This window comes from Mucilaginibacter sp. P5_A6, from assembly GCF_056400585.1.
The window spans coordinates 155,999-173,539 of the sequence record NZ_JBFUKZ010000004.1; the positions used below are offsets into that span (position 1 = coordinate 155,999).

Consider the following 17,541-nt stretch of genomic DNA (forward strand, 5'->3'; position numbering starts at 1 on the left):
CTATGCTTGTGGTTACAAAGTTACTAAATAATATTAAGGGGCTTTTGAACAACAACAACATATATAGCAGCATCACGATCGCGTTGCTGTTGTGTATTTATTTTATTAAAAAGATTAATAAGGGCCTGCATTACCAATGCAAATGGAGGAACCAAAAATTTAGGCAATTTAACACAGATTCCATCCTGGAACAGTTGCAACCCACTTGCCGACAAACCCAACAAACCGTGAAATACATTTATTTTAAATCCTGCTACTTCGATTGTTTTACGCAAGCCAGCACTTGTCCATCGCCAATAATCATTTGGTGTTGGGTGGTAAAACCAGTAACCGTGGGTGCTGATGATAGCTGAACCACCTGGCTTTAAAATGCGTAATGTTTCCTGTAAATAACCTTGTGGGGTATCAACATGTTCCAATACCTGATTAGATAGTACGATGTCACAATAATTATTAGGCAAAGTGGTTTTGCTGTCAAAACCAATGTGATGTTCCGCTTTGGGGTTCATCTCCAAATCTACACCCAAATACTTGCCCACCATCGGTTCAATGATCTCTCTGTAGGGCATATCACCGCAGCCGAAATCAACTAATAATAAGTTTTTATGCTGTATAGTAAGCTCTTTTAGTGTATCTATCGTTTTATCCCGTAGCTGAGAAAGTGATGCGTAACGTGGATGAAATATTGAAGGATATAGCCGGTCATTGCCTTTCATGCGGCTAATTTAAGAGTTTTATTGTAAGCTTTAAACGTTAAGATAATTAAAAACCGCATCGGAGGTTAATAAACGAAAAAGCCTCCCGAAATATCAGGAGGCTCAATATATTAATTACTTACCTACCAAATTATTGGTTTGAAAACCTCTTGGCGTTAATCCGTCTTTCGTTTTCGTTAAGGAATATTTTACGTAAACGAATGCTTTGTGGGGTTACCTCAATGTATTCGTCGGCCTGGATGTATTCCATTGATTCTTCTAACGAGAATTTGATAGCTGGTGCAATCCTAACGTTGGTATCGCTACCTGATGCACGCATGTTGGTTAACTGCTTGCCTTTAGTTAAGTTAATAACCAAATCGTTATCGCGAATGTGCTCGCCTAATACCTGTCCTTCGTATACATCAACTCCCGGATCAATGTGGAACCTGCCACGATCCTGTAATTTATCAATTGCAAAAGCGGTAGTTTTACCGGTATCCATTGATACCAAAACACCATTTAAACGGCCCGGGATCTGACCTTTCCATGGTTCATATGCTTTAAAACGGTGAGCCATGATAGCCTCGCCACCTGTAGCAGTTAATACGTTGTTACGTAAACCAATGATACCACGTGCAGGAATATCAAACTCCAGGTGTTGTAAATCGCCTTTGGGCTCCATTACTAAAAGATCACCTTTACGTTGTGTTACCAGCTCAATTACTTTACCCGCAACTTCGCCCGGTACATCTACAATCAGGGTTTCAACCGGTTCGCATTTAACACCATCAATCTCTTTAACAATAACCTGTGGCTGACCAACCTGCAGCTCGTAACCCTCACGGCGCATGGTTTCAATCAATACAGATAAGTGAAGAATACCACGACCATATACCAGGTATGAATCAGGCGATTCGGTTTCAACAACCTTAAGCGCCAGGTTTTTTTCCATCTCTTTGTATAAACGGTCGCGCAGGTGGCGCGAGGTAACAAATTTACCTTCTTTACCAAAGAAAGGAGAAGTATTGATGGTGAACAACATATTCATTGTTGGCTCATCAATATGGATAACTTCCAGTTGCTCTGGTTTCTCAAAATCAGCAATTGTATCGCCAATATCAAAACCGTCAATACCAACAACTGCACAAATATCACCAGAGCTTACTTCTGTAGCTTTAACTTTACCCAAGCCTTCAAAAGTATAAAGTTCTTTTATTCTTGATTTTTGGATAGTACCATCGCGTTTTACCAAAGATACCGGTTGGTTTTCTTTAATAGTACCACGAGCCACACGACCGATAGCAATACGGCCTACGAATGAAGAATAATCCAAAGAAGTGATCTGCATTTGTAAGGTCCCTTCGGCTATAGGCGCAGGAGGAATGTTAGCTAATATTGCATCCATTAACGGGAAAATATCCTCAGTAGGTTTTTTCCAGTCGGTGCTCATCCAACCTTGTTTTGATGAACCGTAAATAACCGGGAAATCCAGCTGATCTTCGGTAGCTTCAAGGTTGAAGAATAATTCAAATATCTGTTCGTAAACTTCTTCTGGACGACAGTTCTCTTTATCTACCTTGTTTACAACCACAATTGGTTTTAAGCCTAAAGCTAAAGCCTTTTGAGTTACAAAGCGGGTTTGAGGCATAGCGCCTTCAAAAGCATCGCAAAGTAATAATACACCATCAGCCATTTTCAATACACGCTCAACCTCACCGCCAAAATCGGCGTGACCAGGCGTATCAATAATGTTAATCTTAACGTCTTTATACATTACCGAAACGTTTTTTGATACGATGGTAATACCACGCTCGCGTTCCAGGTCATTGTTGTCCAATATTAATTCACCAGTTTCCTGACCATCACGAAAGATGGCGCAACTGTGTAAAATTTTGTCAACCAAAGTGGTTTTACCGTGGTCAACGTGTGCGATGATCGCAATGTTTCTTATTTTTTGCATGAAAAATGCTCTTCTGATTTTGGCGCAAAGGTAACGTTAATATATGAGATTTTAAAGCGTTGTCAAGTTATGGGTAAAGATTTATACAATTCTATTACCAAAGGGTGGTAACGGGATAGGCTTTAAAGTACTGATTGGCAGAGATAATAATCAGGTTTTCGGTAATAGCCTGGGAGATTATCAGCCGGTAAAAAGGATCGCCGTGGCGATCAGGTAAATTCAAGCTAATTTATAAAAACCCTACCTCCCAAACCCCCAACTCAAAAATTTCCCCATAACCCTACCCCAGGTTTCTGTATTATGGCTGCCACCTACCACTTCAACATACTGTATATCCGCAGGCCGGGTATAGCCCTTATCTTCCAGTTCTTTAATCAGATCGATGGTATCGTCAATGGCATCTATGATCCCGTTTTTATTCCTGTCGCTGGTTTCATCTTTGGTGCCTGTTTGCAGCCAGAATTTCAAGTTGGGTTTGCCTTCGGTTTCTCTTACAAGTGTATGAGCTATCCGGTCTTTATCGGTATAACCTTTTGTAAGATCTTTGCTTCTCCACCAGAATGATCCCGAGAACACCCCAACCTTACCAAATAAATCCGCATTATTCAAGCAAATGTCAAATGCCGATAATCCCCCTAAAGAAAAACCGGCGTAGGCTGTAGTTTCAAAATCGTTGATACCGGTTTGCTCCTTAATCTGTGGCAACAGTTCAGTTATAATAAACCGGGTATAAATATCAGCTTTGATACCACGCTTTTTAAAATCAGGCTTGCCCGCAACGCCATATTCCTGCAGGCGTTCGTCGCCGGCGTGTATGGCTGCAACCAGTAGTGGTTTTATGCGGTTACTGTTATATAACTGCTCAAGCGTTTGTGTAAGTTGTAGGTTTTCAAGCTCCTGGCCGTCGTTTAGTAATAGCAGGCTTAGGGGCTCTGCAATTTTCTGCTCATCGGGCATTAAAAGGGTACATATCACTTCCCTGTTAAGCAGTTTGGAGGTTACAATTATATTTTTTTCGGTTATCACCATCTCAGTTTCAGCCCAGCCCAAATACATATTATGTTAAATTTAAAGGGCACAAAAGTACGCTATGTTTTTAATTTATTAAGCTAATGTTTTTATTTATCAGTTAGTTGCCTTTTTCAGTTAAACCGCTTAACTTACATTCTGAAAACATAAACCGACCATTTTGACAGAAAAATATCACCGCTGGTACTCGCCCAACTTAAACTTACACGTTGAAATGCTGGTATTCGGCGATAGGGGTTTTCCTGTTATCCTATTCCCAACAACCAAAGGTCGTTATCATCAAAACAAGGATTTTGGCTTAATAGATAGCGTGAAATGGTTTGTAGATGAAGGCCTGGTGAAAATTTACTGTCCCGATACACTTGACGACCGTACCTGGTACGACAAAGGTATCCATGCGGCCGACCGGGCACGTAACTACAGCTGGTACGATAAAATGTTGCTTAATGAACTCGCACCCTGGGCTATGCACGAAACCGGCGTAGGCAAAGTAGCCCTTGCCGGTTGTAGTTTCGGTGGATATCATGCGGCCAATTTCGCTTTTAAACACCCGGAGAAAGTGGCTCACCTGTTTACGATGGGCGGTGCATTTGATATTAAAATGTTTACCGATGGTTTTTACAATGATGATATTTTTTATAACAACCCGATAGATTATTTGCCAGGCAGCGATCGTAGCGAATTATGGCAGATAAACATTATCCTCGGCACGTCAGAACATGATATCTGCAAAGACTATAATATTCAGCTATCAAACATTTTAAACAATAAAGGCATTAACCATTGGTTGGATATCCGCCCGAATGCCAGTCACGACTGGCCGATATGGCAGGAAATGTTTCCACATTATTTATCAACCATTAAATAGAATCAAGAGTTAAGAGACAAGAATCAAGACAGAAACAACAATATCTACACTAATACAAAAACAACAGGAAACCGGCAACTAGCAACCGGCAACCTAAAACAAAACACTATGAAAAAAATAGGCATCTTATTCGGACAGGAAAATTCGTTCCCACAGGCATTTGTGGATCGAATAAACCAGAAGGCCGAGAAAAATATTTCGGCGGAGTTTGTCCGCATTGATAAAGTAATGCAGGCCGAGCCTTTGGATTACGCTGTAATTGTCGACCGTATTTCGCAGGATGTGCCGTTCTATCGCGCGGCATTAAAAAATGCAGCTATTTGCGGTACTGCCGTTATCAATAATCCATTTTGGTGGAGTGCCGATGAAAAGTTTTTTAACAACGCGCTGGCTGTTAAAATTGGCGTACCGGTACCTAAAACTGTAATCCTGCCATCAAAAGATCTGCCTGATGATACAACCGACAGGTCATTCCGTAACCTTGCTTATCCTTTAGATTGGGAAGGTATATTTAACTATGTGGGTTTCCCGGCCTATATGAAACCATTTGACGGCGGTGGGTGGAAAGAGGTTTATAAACTGGAAAACAAGGAAGACTTTTTTGATAAATACAACCAAACGAAACAGTACGTTATGATGCTGCAGGAAGAGGTTATTTTTGATGATTACTTCCGTTGTTATTGCATTGGCGGCAAACATGTACGCATTATGCAGTACGAGCCCCGTAATCCGCATCACCTGCGTTACGAGCATGGCAAAGCGCCCGCATCAAAAAAATTATTGGAAACGGTTAAAGATTATGTGATAAAACTTAACCAGTTTTTGGGCTACGACTTTAACACGGTTGAGTTTGCTATCCGCGATGGGGTGCCTTATGCTATTGATTTTTGCAACCCGGCCCCTGATGCCGAAGTAACCAGTGTAGGCCAGGAAAACTTTGAATGGGTGGTAGAAACCGCCGCCGATTACGCCATAGAGCGCGCCAAAAAACAAAAAGACGGCATTGATAACCTTACCTGGGGCGAATATGTGAAAACATCGGCAGCAAAAACGCCATTGGTAAGTATTAATAAACCTAAACCCGCCAAGGCAGATGTATCTGTAGGCACGATTGATCATGCTATTGAGACTGACGGGAAAGTAAAGAAAGAGAAGGTGGTAAAAGCGAAGAAAGCGGTGAAAGCGTAATCTAATCCAGGCAATGCCGCCCCCCAACTGGTCGGATCGGCTTCCCGGGACAAGCGACTTGCCGGGCGATAAAAAGGGTTGGTGAATGTGCGATTCCTTACTTTGGGAACGAGGAAAGTTGCGGTTAAATAGGGGAATCACCCGGTTTAGAAACCTAAAGTTTTGCCTCTTGATAGCCGCTGTTTTTCTTCTGCTGTTGCGGTTTTGTTGCGTTTTGTATTTTATGACAATTCATAATTTACTAACTATCAAATAGATAAAATTTTTTACTGTTTCACCTGTTGCGAACGCAACACACGACAGTTTTTGATATATAAAATGGATACACACAGTAGTCCCCGGAAAAAATCTTTCGAACTCTGAAGGTTTTATATCCGTTGCTATCATAACCCTAACCAATTATGAACGAGTTTACCTTAGGTGTTGAAGAAGAATTTATGGTGATTGACCCTGTTACCAGGGAACTAAAATCGCATGAGCAAAGAATTGTGGATAGTGCGCAAAAGATCCATGAGGACCAGGTGAAGGCCGAAATGCACCAGGCCGTAGTGGAAGTAGGTACTCATATTTGCAAAAACACCCAGGAAGCCCGCAAAGAAGTAGGGAAACTGCGTACTACGGTTGCCCAGCTTGCAGGTGATATCGGCCTGCGTATCGGAGCCGCGGGAACACACCCGTTCTCGCACTGGCAACACCAACTGATCACCGATCATCCACGATATTTCGAGATAGTGGATGAAATGCAGGATGCTGCCCGCTCAAACCTTATTTTTGGCTTACATGTACACGTTGGCATCCAATCGCGGGATATGGCCATTCATATTGCCAACCAGGTAAGGTACTTTTTGCCGCATATTTACGCGCTGTCAACCAATTCGCCCTTTTGGGAAGGGCGTAATACCGGGTTTAAATCATTCCGTACAAAGGTGTTTGATAAATTCCCACGCACTGGTATTCCTGATTATTTTAGCAGCATTGAGGAGTATGATAATTACATCAAACTGCTCGTAAAAACCAATTGTATCGATAATGCCAAAAAGATCTGGTGGGATATCAGGGTACATCCGTTTTTCGAAACTATCGAATTCCGCATTTGTGATTGCCCCATGCTGGTTGATGAAACAATTGTTTTCACTGCGCTTTTCCAGGCACTGTGCGCCAAGCTATATAAACTCAGGCAACAGAACATGAAGTTCATTACCTACTCACGTGCGCTTATTAACGAGAACAAATGGCGCGCCGCACGATATGGTATTGATGGAAAGATGATTGATTTTGGTAAAGAAATGGAAGTAAATACCCGGTCGCTCATATTGGAATTACTTGATTTTGTTGACGATGTAGTTGATGACCTCGGCTCGCGCGACGACCTCCAATACGTACACAAAATACTGGAACACGGCACCGGCGCCGACAGGCAGTTGGCCGTTTACCAGCAAAACAATAACTTTGAAGACGTGGTTGACTATATTACCTCGCAAACGTTGAAGGGGCTATAGACAGCCAAACCCTTCCCGGTAGGGAGGGCTTTTATATTATATATTATTAAAAAAACAAAAGTTTCCTTTACCGGGGGAGATTTAGAGGGCTTATGAAACCGGAAATAAAAGTAGCCATACTTGATCTGTATGATGGGATAGCGAACGAGGGTATGCGCGGTTTCCAGGATATTTTAAACAGGTACAAAACACAGCACGATTTAAATATTACCTACAAAATTTTTGATGTTCGCAGAGGATGCGAAGTACCTGGACTCGATTTTGATATCTATATTTCAAGCGGAGGTCCCGGTAATCCGCTTTATGAGGGCACAGAATGGGAAAAGAAATATTTCAGGCTGACCGACAAACTGGAAGATCATAATTTATCAAACAATACAGATAAAAAACATGCGTTGTTTGTGTGCCACTCTTTCCAGCTGATGTGTCGTAAATACGAATTGGGTGATATTAATACCCGCCGTTCACCATCATTTGGGGTATTGCCCGTTAATAAAACTATCGAAGGCTTCAACGAACCTGTTTTTGAAGGCCTTGCCGAACCATTTTATACTGTGGATTCGCGCAGCTGGCAGGTGATAAACCCCAACCGAAAACGGTTTAAGGAATTAAACATGCAATTGGTAGCTATTGAAAAAGAACGCCCCCACGTTGACCTTCCCCGGGCTATGATGGCCATCCGTTTTAATGAGTATTTTTTTTCTACACAGTTTCACCCCGAAGCTGATGCCAACGGGATGCGAAATCTTTTGTTAAAAGAAGAAAAAAAGGACGAAGTTATAAACGAACATGGCGATGTGAAATACAAAGAAATGCTGCAACACCTTGCCGATCCTGAAAAGATCACCCTTACGCAAAACACTCTTATCCCTAATTTTTTAAATCAGGCGATAATGAGCTTACAGGGCGTTTCGTAAACTTCCTTATAAATAATAAAGCCGCACCTTTACTGGCTGCGGCTTCGTTATAAAAATTTAGGTTATGTTTTACTGTTTAGCATCCGCGTTAAATAACTTCCCTTTGTCAACCTTTTCAATCACCATGCCGTCGGCCAGTGTTTTTGATATAGCTGCATACGGAGCCGATACTACTTCATCGCCACTTTTAAGACCGCTTAATACCTGGATGTAAGTATCATTCTGAATACCGGTAGTTACCTGCACCTGTTTAAGTTTGTTGCCGTTCAACACAAAAACGTATTCTTTAGATGGTTGCGATATTTGCGGCTTGCTCTTGTCATCATCTTTCTTCGGTGGACCGTTCTGCTCTTTTTTCTCCTCGCGGGTAGTTACCGATTGAATTGGCACCGATAACGATTTAACCTGGTTGGTATTAATATCAACTGTAGCTGTCAATCCCGGACGGAACGGCGACGGGTTATCAGCAGTTTTTTTAAGCAAACCTGCATATGATGCAGCGTTAATCCTAACCTTAACGGTAAAGTTGGTTACCTGGTCGGCAGTTGTACCCACTACATTGGCCGAACTTCCTATCTCAGAAACCACACCGGTAAATTTCTTGCCTAAAAACGCATCAATCTCGATGTTTGATGAATCGCCCAAAGAGATGCGGTTAATATCGTTTTCATTTACATCAACATTAACATCCATTTTGCTCAAATCAGATATGGTCATGATCTCGGTACCTGCAAATTGCTGTGTACCCAAAACACGCTCGCCTAATTCAATTGAAAGTTTAGATACTACACCATCTACAGGTGAGTAAATAGTTGTTTTAGCCAGGTTATCCTGAGCTTCTTTAACTGATGCCTGTGATTGAGCCAAACCAAATTGCGAACCAATAACGTTTTGCTTTGCAGCCTCAAATGATGCTTTTGCACCCTCAAACGCTGCTTTGGCATTTTCAAATTCTGATACCGTAAGCACTTTGTTTTTATAAAGCTCCTGGCTGCGTTTAAAAATACCGGCCTGGTTGTTAAAAGTAGCTTCGGCTTGTTTCAGCATCTGGCCGGAGTTACCTACACTTGCCTTTTGAGTATTGTATGATGCAATTGCACGGTCGTAACCAGATTTTAATATGTCTGGCCTGATTTTACAAAGCAACTGTCCTTTTTTAACCACGTCTCCTTCCTTTATAGGCAGTTCAACTACCTCGCCCGAAACTTCGGGGCTTATTTTAACTTCAATATGTGGTTTTATTTTGCCGCTGGCAGATACCGTTTCATTTATTACGCGTACATCAGCTTTTTCGGTAGCCACCTGTGTTAAAGCCGGCTTACCTATTACACCTGTCGCTTTAAGTATGATCAGCAGAACAACCAGAGAGCCAAGCCCTATCAGAATATATTTAGTAGTTTTTCCCATGATAATGAGTTTGGATATTTACGGTTTTAGATTTTTATAATTATAATGTTATAGGATTGCCCAGGTAATAATCAATAACCTTAGCTCTGAATACAACCATATACTGCGCCTCAATCATATCAAACTGCGATTTATTAAGATTAGTTAATGATGTATTATAATCCAATGAATTTACCAAACCAACGGTATAACGCTGTTGTATAATATTAAATGCTTCTTTATTTGCCTGGTAAGTTTGGGCTGAAGACAGATACGATTTTTCGGCAGATTTTACATCCAATACTGCCTGGTAAATAATTTTACTCAGGTTATTGCGGGCCAGTTGTGATGTTAGCTTTGCGTTTTCATATTGTATTTTGGCTTTACGTACCGATGTGCGGGCGCTAAAACGGTTAAATATCGGAATCTGTAAGCTTACCCCTATTGATTGGTTAAAGTTGTCGCTTAGTTGCTTAAAGAACGGATACTTGTTATATACAGCTGTAAAATTCGGCAATGTTGCCGGCTGGCTAGGGTTGCCGTTAACAAAGCCGACTGTATCTACCCGTCCTGTAGGCGTAACACCGCCAAATAAAGTACGGGCATCAGAATAGTTTGAACCCAATTGCCCAAACAAAACAACGCTTGGATAATAATTACCTTGTGCTATTTTTATACCTTGCTGTGTCGCTTTTTCCCTTTGCTCGGCTAATAACACATCCGGGTTAACAGCCATTGCGGTTTTTAACACTTCCTCGGCGTTATACAATGTTTTTATATCTGTCAGTTTGCTTATGTCTGGCTTCTCAACGGTAATATCTGTTTGTGGGGCCATTTCCATGTATTGCTTTAGCGTAAGCAAGGAAAGCGCCAGCGCATTTTCGGCATTAGTATAATTCAGCTCTGCTGTTGAGCCTGCCGCTTTTGCCTGCGCCAGATCGGCCAGTGTTTGGTTGCCAACATCAAAGTTTTTTTGAGCTCTATCCAAAGTTATTTTTGAAATATCAATTTGCTGTTGTGCGGCTTTTACCAGGTCCTGGTTGGTTAATACCTGCAGATAGGTGGTCACTACATTAAGTACCAGGTCGTTCCTAACCTTAGCAGTCGCTGTTTTATCTGCATCAAGCAACAACTTGTTTTGAATTACGGTATTGCGTAACTGCCCACCCTGGAACAAAGTTGCCTGGCTTTGAATTGTTCCGTTTAACGCAAAAATACGCTGATTAATGAATTGGTTAGTCGAAGGGTCGATATTACGGCCAAAGTTAAACGAAGCCTGCGGACCTGCAGTTAAGTTTGGCAGCTGGTTATATTTTGATTGCTTTAAATCTTCAACGGCCAATGCTTCGGTAAATTGAGATTGCTTGATGGTAAGGTTACGCTCCAATGCCAGATCGACCGCTTTTTGCAATGTAATCACTTCCTGCGCATTAGCCGTAAAGCTAATTGCCGAAAACAGGAAGGTACAAATAACAGTTGCTTTAAATGATAATAGTAATTTTGGTTTCATAAGGTTTTTCTATACAATGGTAAGCAACTGTTGACTACATTGCAATGTTGATTTCTATATATCGGAAAATTTAACATTTAATTTCGAATTTGACATGTACCTGGTTAAAACTCCCTGGCTACTAAAAAAGCTATATCCCGAACTAATTTGGAACGTAAACCAAAGCAACCGTTGTATTTATCTCACTTTTGACGATGGACCTATACCTATTGTTACACCCTTTGTATTAAATATTTTAAAACAATATAAGGCTAAAGCCACATTTTTTTGCATTGGCGATAATGTAAGTAAACATCCCGATATTTTTAAGCAAGTAGTTAACGATGGGCATGCTATAGGCAACCATACCTATAACCACCTAAGGGGATGGAAAACTGATAACAAAATCTACGTTGATAATTTTTTACTTGCTGATAAAATATTAGATACCGATCTTTTTCGCCCGCCTTATGGCCGCATCAAAAAACAACAGGTTAAGGACCTTAAAACTGCCCGCCCTAATATTAAAATCATCATGTGGAACGTGCTTAGCGGCGATTTCGACATCAACCTAAAACCCGAAGCCTGCCTTAAAAATGTATTGAAACACACCAGGGCCGGATCGATGGTGGTATTTCACGACAGTTTAAAAGCTTTTGAAAGACTGGAATATGTTTTGCCAAGGGCGATGGAGGAGTGGAGTAAAGAAGGGTATGAATTTAAGTTGATTGGGCTGCGTTGATTGGACGACTTCATCAAAAAGAAAAAACCAATGAACTTATTGACTGAAAAGTAACCTTAACCAACCCAGTCAACCCAATCAAACTCAACACCTTTATTTAGAACAACTCCAAATAACATTTACATAGTTGACTGACAGGTTTTAGTTGTAATTTTTGTAAATTCGCCGCACTACGCTTCTATTAAGGGGTTTAGTGTCAATTTCTTTTACTTTTCACCTAAAAATCAAATACAAATGGCTTTTGATTTAGATATGATCAAAAAAGTTTACGATCGCTACAGCAGCCGCGTGGATGCTGCCCGTACAGCGACTGGTAAACATTTAACTTTAACCGAAAAAATACTATACGCCCACCTTTCTGAAGGCGATGCCCAACAGGCATTTGGCCGCGGTGTTGACTATGTTGATTTTGCACCAGACCGTGTAGCCATGCAGGATGCTACAGCGCAAATGGCTTTGCTGCAGTTTATGCAGGCAGGCAGGCCGCAGGTTGCGGTACCCTCTACGGTACATTGCGATCACCTTATACAAGCAAAAGTTGGCGCCGTTGCCGATTTAAATACAGCTATTGATATTAACCGCGAGGTTTATGATTTCCTGGCTTCGGTATCTGATAAATATGGTATTGGTTTCTGGAAAGCAGGAGCCGGTATCATTCACCAGGTTGTTCTTGAAAATTATGCGTTCCCGGGTGGTATGATGATAGGCACCGATTCACATACACCAAACGCAGGTGGTTTAGGTATGATAGCCATTGGTGTTGGCGGTGCCGATGCCTGCGACGTTATGGCCGGCTTACCATGGGAGCTTAAATTCCCTAAATTGATCGGTGTTAAATTAACCGGCAAACTATCTGGCTGGACATCAGCTAAAGACGTTATTTTGAAAGTAGCAGGTATCCTTACTGTAAAAGGTGGTACCGGTGCTATTGTTGAATATTTTGGTGAAGGTGCACGTTCACTTTCTGCAACAGGTAAAGGTACCATCTGTAACATGGGTGCCGAAATTGGCGCAACCACTTCTGTATTCGGTTACGATGAAAAAATCGCGACCTACTTAAGCGGAACAAAACGTGCTGATATTGCCGAGCTTGCAAACGCCGTTGCAGAACACTTAACAGGCGACGACGAAGTTTATGCCAACCCTGAGCAATATTTCGACCAGGTTATCGAAATCAACCTGTCTGAACTGGAACCACATATTAACGGTCCTTTCACACCAGATCTGGCATGGCCTATTTCTAAATTCGCAACAGCTGTTAAAGAAAATAACTGGCCTGCAAAATTAGAAGTCGGTTTGATTGGGTCATGTACCAACTCCTCATACGAAGATATCACCCGTTCTGCATCCATCGCAAAACAGGCTATCGATAAACACCTTACAACAAAGGCCGAATTTACTATCACCCCGGGATCAGAATTGGTACGCTACACAGTTGACCGTGACGGCTACCTGGATACCTTTGCTCAAATGGGCGGTGTAGTATTGGCTAACGCTTGCGGACCTTGTATTGGTCAGTGGGCCCGTCATACAGACGATCCTACCCGCAAAAACTCTATCATCACATCGTTTAACCGTAACTTTGCTAAACGCCAGGATGGCAACCCCAACACACATGCGTTTGTGGCATCGCCAGAAATTGTAACTGCTTTGGCTATTGCAGGTGATTTAACTTTTAACCCACTTACTGATACTTTAACCAATTTAAATGGCGAGCAAGTAAAACTTGACGAACCATTAGGTATTGAAATGCCGGTTAAGGGCTATGCAGTAGAAGATGCCGGTTACCAGGCACCTGCCGAAGATGGCAGCCAGGTACAGGTTTTGGTTGATCCAAAATCATCACGTTTGCAATTATTGGAGCCGTTTACCGCATGGGAGGGCACCGACATTAAAGGCTTGAAATTATTGATCAAAGCTAAAGGTAAATGTACAACCGACCATATTTCGATGGCTGGTCCATGGTTAAAGTTCCGTGGTCACCTGGACAACATATCAAACAATATGCTGATCGGTGCTATCAACTACTTTAACAATACTGCCGATAGCGTTAAAAATGAACTCACCGGCGAATACGGCCCTGTACCCGCCACCCAACGCGATTACAAAGCGAATGGCATCGGTTCAATAGTAGTAGGCGATGAAAACTATGGCGAAGGTTCTTCACGCGAGCATGCGGCAATGGAGCCCCGTCATTTAGGTGTACGCGCCATACTGGTAAAATCATTTGCCCGTATCCACGAAACCAACCTTAAAAAACAAGGTATGCTGGGTATCACCTTTGCTGACAATAACGATTACGATAAGATCCAGGAAGATGATAGCATTGATATCATCGGCTTAACAGCATTTGCCCCCGGCAAACAGTTAATCGTGGTATTAAACCATAAAGATGGCTCTGTTGATTCGTTCCCGGTTAACCATACTTACAATGCTCAGCAAATTGAGTGGTTTAAGGCTGGCGGTGCGTTGAACATCATTAGAAGACAAATGGTATCTTAATTTCAGATATTGGACTTTCGATTTCGGATTTCATAATTTTTGAGCCTCCCTTTTGGGGAGGCTTTTTTATTGATTCCGGGAATTTTTCCGTGCTATTACGTAATGACGTTAAGGATTTCCCTTTTGGGGAGTTATAGGGCTTTCACCACCCTCTTCAACACCAACAAATTCTGCCCATTCAAGCTAAAGCCAGAGATGTTATTCTGGTAAAGGTTCACCAACTTATCATAATACAATACCACCACCGGCGATTGCTCCATTACCAGGTTATCCATTTGCTGATAAAGCGCGTAACGGGCCGAATCATTTTTCACCTGGTAGGTTTGTTCAAACAGGGCATCAAATTTTTTATTGTTAAAACCGGTATAGTTGGGGCCAAACGGGATCTTATTTTTTGAGTAGAAAACCGACAGGTAATTTTCACCATCAGGATAATCTGCTATCCATTGGCCGTAAAAAAAATTGATGCCATTTTTGGATACTAACTCCCGCAGGCTGGCCCCTTGTGTAATTTCAACACTGGTTTTAATACCAATCCTATCCAACTGGCCTTGTACATATTCAATGAGGCTACGGTACCCTACTGTAGTGGCCAAGGAAATTTCGGGCAGGTTTTTCCCATCGGGAAAACCTGCTTCTGCCAGCAGTCTTCGCGCTTTTTCCGGGTCATATGAATAGCCTTTAACACATTTACCATTAAAGCCGGGCATCCCTTGCGGTATAAAGCCTGAATACCCCGGCGTCCCCATGCTGTTGCGTAGGTACTTGATCATCTTTTGCCTGTCGATAGCATAGTTTATAGCCTGCCTCACCTTTAATATCTTTAACGGCGATTTTTTAACAATAGTCAGGTCACTATCTACCAATATCCCCAGGTACATGGTATTTAAGTATGGAGCCGTATTGAGTATGAATTTGCCTTTATATTTCTGCGTAACCTTGCCCGATTTGGTGAGAATATCATCGCGGTAGCTGCCATCAATATCATTTAAAAAATCGAGCTTCTTTTTTATGAACTCCAAAAACGAGGTTTGTTTATCGGCAATAAAGGTTGCCCTTACAGCATCGAGGTAAGGCAGCTGTTTCCCTTTATTATCAACCTCCCAGTATTTATCATTTTTAAGGAGTACCAACACCTCGCCTTCTTTCCAATACTTAAACCTGAACGGCCCCGTACCAACAGGATGGCTCCTAAAATCTTTACCATAAACCTCTACTACCTCTTTTGGCACTACAGAGCAATACTGTGCCGTAAGCATGCTCAAAAAAGGGGCAAAGGGTTGCTTTAGTTTAATCTGGAACGTACTATCATCGGGCGCAAAAAAAGCAGCTTTACCCTCTACTTTATCGCTAAAGATCCATGAGCCGGATGAAGCCACTTTAGGATCAATCAAACGACCGAAACTGTATACAAAATCGGAGGCAACAGCTTTACGACCAACCCCATTTACAAAATGCGGATCATCATGAAAATAAACATCGTTACGCAGGTGGAAAGTATATAGCAATCCGTCAGCAGATACCTCCCAGCTTTTAGCTATGCATGGGGTAACTTTTAAACTATCGTTAACCTGCACCAATCCGTTAAAAACCTGGTTATCCATCCAGATGGTATACCGGTTACGGCAAAAGGCAGGATCGAGCGAGGTAAGGCCCTCCTCCATGTTGATATTGAAAACTGTTTTATGCGACCCCGGCGATTTTGTATGACATGCCGAAAGCAGAACCATCTGCACCAAAAGCAACAATACGAGCAGTTTATTCATCACAAGCTAATATATCAATTTTGGATTGACACGTTAGCTAACCGCTGATTTATTACTTAGCGATGAAGGTTTTCAATTAGTAAATTACTGATTTTGTGCGTTAGCAATTCGTCATTTAATAGTTAAAGCAGCAAAATAGGACAATTATTTTGTACACTTATGAGCATCTGTGCACATACCTTTCATGCACCTTTCCATATTCTTTTGGTGACCAAACCTGCACCTTTGCAGCATCAAACTCAACCCATCCCAACAAAAGCAAAAAGCCTCCCAAAACGGAAGGCTTTTTAATATGGATAAAATTATTCAAAATTGAATTGGACAATCAAAAAATCCTGCCAATCCTGTTAATCCTTAAATCGTGTTACACCTCGGCTAAATGCTCACCTGTTACGGTTTCTTTAATTTTAGCTTCCAATTCTTCCATCAGTTCGGGGTTATCCAATATTAGTTGTTTAACCGCATCACGGCCCTGGCCCAGGCGGGTTTCGCCATAGCTGAACCATGAACCTGCTTTTTTAATGATGTTGTATTCAACACCCAGATCGATGATCTCGCCGGCTTTGGAGATGCCTTCACCAAACATGATATCAAACTCAGCAATACGGAATGGTGGCGCAACTTTGTTTTTAACAATCTTCACCTTAACGCGGTTACCGGATACCTCATCAGTATCCTTGATCTGTGAAATCCTGCGTACATCCAAACGTACCGAAGCGTAAAACTTCAAAGCGTTACCACCGGTGGTAGTTTCGGGATTACCAAACATTACACCTATTTTATCGCGTAACTGGTTGATGAAAATACAGCAGCACCCGGTTTTGCTGATGGTTCCGGTTAACTTACGCAAAGCCTGCGACATTAAACGCGCGTGCAAACCCATTTTTGAGTCGCCCATTTCACCTTCAATCTCAGCTTTAGGAACTAACGCGGCAACAGAGTCGATAACTAAAATATCAATAGCTCCCGAGCGGATCAGGTTATCGGCAATTTCCAGCGCCTGCTCACCGTTATCTGGTTGAGAGATCAGCAGGTTTTCTACATCAACTCCTAATTTTTTGGCATAAAAACGATCGAAAGCATGCTCTGCATCAATAAATGCTGCAATGCCGCCTTTCTTTTGTGATTCTGCAATGGCATRGATTGCCAGTGTAGTTTTACCGGATGATTCCGGTCCGTATATTTCAATAACCCTTCCTTTAGGTAAGCCGCCAACACCCAGGGCTATGTCAAGCCCTAAGGAGCCGGTTGATATTACTTCTGTAGGCTCAATAACGGAATCGCCCAATTTCATGATGGTACCTTTTCCGTACGATTTTTCCAGCTTATCCAACGTAAGCTGCAGCGCCTTTAATTTATCCGAATTGTTTTTATCTATGTTAGCCATCTTCAAATTTTCTTCAACAAATATAAATCTTTTATTTACAAATACTAATTTTTTTAGTATTTATTTTTTGATTGGTGAGCGATTAGATGAGGTTTATTAAATGAGTAGTT

At 41.7% G+C, this 17,541-nt stretch carries 14 protein-coding genes; 6 read left to right on the top strand and 8 right to left on the bottom strand.

The window, feature by feature from the left end:
• Nucleotides 1-23: 23 nt before the first annotated feature.
• From AC1DO4_RS06265 to AC1DO4_RS06280, 4 genes are all read right to left on the bottom strand, one after another.
• Nucleotides 24-716 (bottom strand): class I SAM-dependent methyltransferase, encoded by a 693-nt coding sequence (locus AC1DO4_RS06265; protein WP_477413939.1) that lies wholly within the window; start codon nt 714-716, stop codon nt 24-26.
• 130 nt (nt 717-846) lie between these two features.
• Nucleotides 847-2,658, bottom strand: a complete 1,812-nt coding sequence (typA, locus tag AC1DO4_RS06270) for a translational GTPase TypA (protein ID WP_477413941.1) — start codon at nt 2,656-2,658, stop codon at nt 847-849.
• A 94-nt stretch (nt 2,659-2,752) separates the two neighbouring features.
• On the bottom strand, nt 2,753-2,881 hold the full coding sequence (locus tag AC1DO4_RS06275) for a hypothetical protein (protein ID WP_477413943.1): 129 nt from the start codon (nt 2,879-2,881) through the stop codon (nt 2,753-2,755).
• 17 nt (nt 2,882-2,898) lie between these two features.
• Nucleotides 2,899-3,714 carry an alpha/beta hydrolase gene (locus AC1DO4_RS06280; RefSeq protein WP_477413945.1) on the bottom strand — a complete coding sequence of 272 codons (816 nt, stop codon included), beginning with the start codon at nt 3,712-3,714 and terminating at the stop codon, nt 2,899-2,901.
• A 133-nt stretch (nt 3,715-3,847) separates the two neighbouring features.
• Here AC1DO4_RS06280 and AC1DO4_RS06285 point away from each other — a divergent pair, with 133 nt between their 5' ends.
• From AC1DO4_RS06285 to AC1DO4_RS06300, 4 genes are all read left to right on the top strand, one after another.
• On the top strand, nt 3,848-4,555 hold the full coding sequence (locus AC1DO4_RS06285; protein ID WP_477413947.1) for an alpha/beta fold hydrolase: 708 nt from the start codon (nt 3,848-3,850) through the stop codon (nt 4,553-4,555).
• Nucleotides 4,556-4,663: 108 nt separating this feature from the next.
• Nucleotides 4,664-5,743, top strand: coding sequence for an ATP-grasp domain-containing protein (locus AC1DO4_RS06290; RefSeq protein WP_477413949.1), 1,080 nt, complete (start codon nt 4,664-4,666; stop codon nt 5,741-5,743).
• A gap of 401 nt (nt 5,744-6,144) precedes the next feature.
• Nucleotides 6,145-7,242: a carboxylate-amine ligase gene (locus AC1DO4_RS06295; protein WP_477405815.1), complete on the top strand. Its 1,098-nt coding sequence runs from the start codon at nt 6,145-6,147 to the stop codon at nt 7,240-7,242.
• 92 nt (nt 7,243-7,334) lie between these two features.
• Nucleotides 7,335-8,159 (top strand): type 1 glutamine amidotransferase, encoded by an 825-nt coding sequence (locus AC1DO4_RS06300; protein ID WP_477413951.1) that lies wholly within the window; start codon nt 7,335-7,337, stop codon nt 8,157-8,159.
• Nucleotides 8,160-8,228: 69 nt separating this feature from the next.
• On the opposite strand, the gene AC1DO4_RS06305 is transcribed toward AC1DO4_RS06300, so the two are convergent.
• Nucleotides 8,229-9,566 (bottom strand): efflux RND transporter periplasmic adaptor subunit, encoded by a 1,338-nt coding sequence (locus tag AC1DO4_RS06305; RefSeq protein ID WP_477405811.1) that lies wholly within the window; start codon nt 9,564-9,566, stop codon nt 8,229-8,231.
• Between the two features lie 40 nt (nt 9,567-9,606).
• Complete coding sequence (locus AC1DO4_RS06310; RefSeq protein ID WP_477413953.1) at nt 9,607-11,055, bottom strand: TolC family protein; 1,449 nt, start codon at nt 11,053-11,055, stop codon at nt 9,607-9,609.
• A 94-nt stretch (nt 11,056-11,149) separates the two neighbouring features.
• Here AC1DO4_RS06310 and AC1DO4_RS06315 point away from each other — a divergent pair, with 94 nt between their 5' ends.
• Together AC1DO4_RS06315 and AC1DO4_RS06320 are read left to right on the top strand one after the other, a co-directional pair.
• Nucleotides 11,150-11,776: a polysaccharide deacetylase family protein gene (locus AC1DO4_RS06315; protein WP_477413955.1), complete on the top strand. Its 627-nt coding sequence runs from the start codon at nt 11,150-11,152 to the stop codon at nt 11,774-11,776.
• Nucleotides 11,777-12,010: 234 nt separating this feature from the next.
• A complete protein-coding gene (locus AC1DO4_RS06320) occupies nt 12,011-14,278 on the top strand; it encodes an aconitate hydratase (RefSeq protein ID WP_477413957.1) in 2,268 nt (755 codons plus the stop codon).
• 131 nt (nt 14,279-14,409) lie between these two features.
• Here AC1DO4_RS06320 and AC1DO4_RS06325 read toward each other — a convergent pair whose 3' ends face one another.
• Both AC1DO4_RS06325 and recA read right to left on the bottom strand, forming a co-directional pair.
• Nucleotides 14,410-16,044: an ABC transporter substrate-binding protein gene (locus AC1DO4_RS06325; RefSeq protein ID WP_477413959.1), complete on the bottom strand. Its 1,635-nt coding sequence runs from the start codon at nt 16,042-16,044 to the stop codon at nt 14,410-14,412.
• Between the two features lie 364 nt (nt 16,045-16,408).
• Nucleotides 16,409-17,431, bottom strand: a complete 1,023-nt coding sequence (gene recA, locus AC1DO4_RS06330; protein WP_477413961.1) for a recombinase RecA — start codon at nt 17,429-17,431, stop codon at nt 16,409-16,411.
• Between the last annotated feature and the right edge of the window lie 110 nt (nt 17,432-17,541).

What these genes read in the sequence shown, in the direction of transcription:
- typA (WP_477413941.1), bottom strand. Translation starts at nt 2,658, where the DNA reads ATGCAAAAAATAAGAAACATTGCGATCATCGCACACGTTGACCACGGT.
- AC1DO4_RS06315 (WP_477413955.1), top strand. Translation starts at nt 11,150, where the DNA reads ATGTACCTGGTTAAAACTCCCTGGCTACTAAAAAAGCTATATCCCGAA.
- AC1DO4_RS06320 (WP_477413957.1), top strand. Translation starts at nt 12,011, where the DNA reads ATGGCTTTTGATTTAGATATGATCAAAAAAGTTTACGATCGCTACAGC.
- AC1DO4_RS06325 (WP_477413959.1), bottom strand. Translation starts at nt 16,044, where the DNA reads ATGAATAAACTGCTCGTATTGTTGCTTTTGGTGCAGATGGTTCTGCTT.
- AC1DO4_RS06290 (WP_477413949.1), top strand. Translation starts at nt 4,664, where the DNA reads ATGAAAAAAATAGGCATCTTATTCGGACAGGAAAATTCGTTCCCACAG.
- AC1DO4_RS06310 (WP_477413953.1), bottom strand. Translation starts at nt 11,055, where the DNA reads ATGAAACCAAAATTACTATTATCATTTAAAGCAACTGTTATTTGTACC.
- AC1DO4_RS06295 (WP_477405815.1), top strand. Translation starts at nt 6,145, where the DNA reads ATGAACGAGTTTACCTTAGGTGTTGAAGAAGAATTTATGGTGATTGAC.
- AC1DO4_RS06300 (WP_477413951.1), top strand. Translation starts at nt 7,335, where the DNA reads ATGAAACCGGAAATAAAAGTAGCCATACTTGATCTGTATGATGGGATA.
- AC1DO4_RS06280 (WP_477413945.1), bottom strand. Translation starts at nt 3,714, where the DNA reads ATGTATTTGGGCTGGGCTGAAACTGAGATGGTGATAACCGAAAAAAAT.
- AC1DO4_RS06265 (WP_477413939.1), bottom strand. Translation starts at nt 716, where the DNA reads ATGAAAGGCAATGACCGGCTATATCCTTCAATATTTCATCCACGTTAC.
- AC1DO4_RS06305 (WP_477405811.1), bottom strand. Translation starts at nt 9,566, where the DNA reads ATGGGAAAAACTACTAAATATATTCTGATAGGGCTTGGCTCTCTGGTT.